The sequence below is a fragment of the Flaviaestuariibacter terrae genome, assembly GCF_054777635.1.
The window spans coordinates 1-1,956 of record NZ_BAAHAL010000017.1 but is presented as its reverse complement, the minus strand read 5'-3'; the positions used below and the strand labels follow the sequence as shown (position 1 = coordinate 1,956).

Below are 1,956 nucleotides of genomic sequence, written 5' to 3'. Positions count from 1 at the left end.
CTACGGTATCCTGGCAGGAGCCATTGGTAGCATAGAAGGGATAGTCGCCACTGGTGGTATAGGTCTGTCCATGCCACTGGTAGGATCCGCAGGCCGTAGCCGTGGTATCGCTGTGCAGGCCGCTGGCGATAGTGAGGTGCAGCACCGTAGTGTCGGTGCAGGCACCATTGGGAGTCGTGAAGCTGTAATCACCCGATGTGGTATACGTCTGTCCGTGCCATACATACTGGGCACAGGCCGTAGCGGTAGTATCGGTGTGGGTACCGTTAGCGATGGTCAGGTGCAGCACGGTGGTGTCGGTGCAGGCACCATTGGGAGTCGTGAAGCTGTAATCACCCGATGTGGTATACGTCTGTCCGTGCCATACATACTGGGCACAGGCCGTAGCGGTAGTATCAGTATGGGTACCGTTGGCGATGGTGAGGTGCAGCACGGTGGTGTCGGTACAGGCTCCATTGGGAGCTGTGAAGCTGTAGTCGCCACTGGTAGTATACGTCTGACCGTGCCATACATACTGGGCGCAGGCCGTAGCGGTAGTATCAGTATGGGTACCGTTGGCGATGGTGAGGTGCAGCACGGTGGTGTCGGTACAGGCTCCATTGGGAGCTGTGAAGCTGTAGTCACCCGAAGACGTGTAGGTAGCGCCGTGCCATACATACTGGGCGCAAGCCGTGGCGGTGGTATCAGTATGGGTACCATTGGCAATGGTGAGGTGCAGTACGGTAGTGTCGGTGCAGGCGCCGTTGGGGGCCGTGAAGCTGTAATCGCCAGATGTGGTATACGTCTGTCCGTGCCACTGGTAAGATCCGCAGGTCGTAGCGGTGGTATCGGTATGGGTGCCATTGGCAATGGTCAGGTGCAGCACGGTGGTATCGGTGCAGGCGCCATTGGGAGTCGTGAAGCTGTAGTCGCCCGAAGACGTGTAAGTAGCACCATGCCATACATACTGGGCACAAGCGGTAGCGGTGGTATCAGTATGGGTTCCATTGGCGATGGTCAGGTGCAGTACGGTAGTGTCGGTGCAGGCGCCGTTGGGGGCCGTGAAGCTGTAATCGCCAGATGTGGTATACGTCTGTCCGTGCCACTGGTAAGATCCGCAGGCCGTAGCGGTGGTATCGGTATGGGTGCCATTGGCAATGGTCAGGTGCAGCACGGTGGTGTCGGTGCAGGCGCCATTGGGAGTCGTGAAGCTGTAGTCGCCCGAAGACGTGTAGGTAGCACCATGCCAGGAGAAGGTTGCGCAGGCGGTAGCGGTGGTATCAGTATGGGTGCCATTGGCAATGGTCAGGTGCAGCACGGTGGTGTCGGTGCAGGCGCCATTGGGAGTCGTGAAGCTGTAGTCGCCCGAAGACGTGTAGGTGGCACCATGCCAGGAGAAGGCTCCGCAGGCGGTAGCCGTGGTATCGGTATGGGTGCCATTGGCAATGGTCAGGTGCAGCACGGTGGTGTCGGTGCAGGCACCATTGGGGGCTGTGAAGCTGTAATCTCCAGATGTGGTATACGTCTGACCGTGCCACTGGTAAGATCCGCAGGCCGTAGCGGTCGTATCGGTATGGGTACCATTGGCGATGGTGAGGTGCAGCACGGTGGTGTCGGTACAGGCGCCGTTGGGAGCTGTGAAGTTGTAGTCGCCAGATGTGGTATACGTCTGTCCGTGCCACTGGTAAGATCCGCAGGCAGTAGCCGTGGTATCGGTATGGGTACCATTAGCGATGGTCAGGTGCAGCACGGTGGTATCGGTGCAGGCGCCGTTGGGGGCCGTGAAGCTGTAGTCTCCACTCGTGGTATACGTCTGTCCGTGCCATACATACTGGGCACAAGCGGTAGCGGTGGTATCAGTATGGGTGCCGTTAGCGATGGTCAGGTGCAGCACGGTGGTATCGGTGCAGGCACCATTGGGAGTCGTGAAGCTGTAGTCACCCGAGGACGTGTAGGTGGCACCATGCCAGGAGAAGG

1 protein-coding gene is annotated in these 1,956 nt (G+C 58.8%); it reads right to left on the bottom strand.

The genetic code is table 11. The features are described from left to right. Positions 1-1,956, bottom strand: a 1,956-nt coding sequence (locus ACYU7Z_RS16405; protein ID WP_460572443.1) for a hypothetical protein, incomplete at both ends; no start/stop codon positions are given.